The organism is Alkalihalophilus lindianensis (assembly GCF_032843265.1).
Taxonomy (GTDB): Bacteria; Bacillota; Bacilli; order Bacillales; family Bacillaceae_D; genus Alkalihalophilus; species Alkalihalophilus lindianensis.
Genome location: NZ_JAWJBA010000857.1, coordinates 1 through 244, shown reverse-complemented (window position 1 = coordinate 244; position 244 = coordinate 1). Strand labels below are relative to the sequence as shown.

The window sequence follows — 244 nt, the reverse complement described above, 5'->3', positions numbered from 1 at the left end:
CTTCGGCACGCATGCGGTGTCGCTGGACCAGCGGCGGGCCCTGCTGTCGCTGCTGACGCCCGGCCATCTGATCACGGCCAACGAGGCGTGAGCCCCATAACCTGGGCGGCCCTGCTGGGGGCCATCGGGCTGGAGGTCGTGGGCACGACCCTGTTGCAGCAGAGCCAGCAGTTCACGAAGGTCTGGCCGACGGCGGGGATGGCGGTCTGCTACGGCCTGGCCTTCTATCTGCTGTCGGTCGCGC

1 protein-coding gene is annotated in these 244 nt (G+C 69.7%); it reads left to right on the top strand.

What is annotated here, in order from left to right:
* Positions 1–87: 87 nt before the first annotated feature.
* Positions 88–244 (top strand): DMT family transporter (locus RYX56_RS26780; protein WP_500660699.1); only part of this gene is annotated, 157 nt, incomplete at its 3' end.